Below are 1,021 nucleotides of genomic sequence, written 5' to 3'. Positions count from 1 at the left end.
GGCGGGTGGTTATGGCCTTTCTTCGCTTGTCCCGCTGTTTACGGCACTGGTATACTTTTCCAGATTAAACCGTGGCCCGTTGAACCATCTGGTGCCGCCTTCGAGCGAAACCACGGGAGCCTCGCGTTGCTCAACAGTCTTGCAGCCGGTCGTCATCTCGCCATGCGCGTCGTTTTCGCGCAGCTGGTGGTGGCCGTCATTGCCGGGCTCGCATTTCTCCTGCAGGGGCGTCCGGCCGGTCTGGCTGCCTTTGCCGGTGCCCTGATCGTCGCTATCGCCACCGCGCTGCTCGCTGCGCGGGCGTTCAGTGCGCTGGGAGGTGCGGGAGCAACGTTCGTTCGCTTTCTCGTGGGCATGATCCTTCGCTGGATCGTCCTCATCGGCGGACTGGCGCTCATTCTGGTTCAGTGGAAGCTGCCACCCTTGCCCGCGATAGCGGGACTGGTAGCGGCCTTCGCGGTCAATGTATTTGCATTCAGATTCAAGGGTTGAGGCATGGCGAGCGAACCGCAAGGCGGTCTGACCGAATACATCCAGCACCACCTGGGCCACATGACGGTGAATTTCAGCACCGACCATGGCGCGTTCTGGAACCTGCGCATCGACTCCCTCGTGGTGTCGTTCGTGCTGGGCGCTATCTTCTGCCTGTGGTTCTGGCTGTACGCCCGCAAGGCGACCTCCGGCGTGCCGTCGAAGGGCCAGGCGCTGGTCGAGCTGGCGATCGAATTCGTCGACACCCAGGTGAAGGACACCTTCCACGGTGACCGTCGCACGGTGACGCCGTTGGCACTGTCCATCTTCATGTGGGTGTTCTTCATGAACGCGATGGACCTGCTCCCGGTGGATCTCGCCGGCTGGCTGGTGCACACGTTCGCCGGTGCGGAAGTCGCGGAGCACACGCATTTCCGTGCCGTGCCTACGGCCGACATCAACACCACCGTGGGCCTGTCGCTCGCCGTGATCCTCATCGTGATCGGCCATGGCATCAAGGCCAAGGGCGGCTTCGGTTACGGCAAGGAAA

General features: G+C 62.5%; 2 protein-coding genes. Both read left to right on the top strand.

The window, feature by feature from the left end:
• Nucleotides 1-126: 126 nt before the first annotated feature.
• Complete coding sequence (locus AC1DT2_RS24360) at nt 127-492, top strand: ATP synthase subunit I (RefSeq protein WP_231873870.1); 366 nt, start codon at nt 127-129, stop codon at nt 490-492.
• Between the two features lie 3 nt (nt 493-495).
• On the top strand, nt 496-1,021 hold a 526-nt coding region (locus tag AC1DT2_RS24355; protein ID WP_477299315.1), incomplete at its 3' end, for a FoF1 ATP synthase subunit A.

This window comes from Luteibacter sp. P4_E6 (assembly GCF_056401535.1).
The sequence above is the reverse complement of the archived record's forward strand: the minus strand, read 5'-3'. Positions and strand labels throughout refer to the sequence as shown.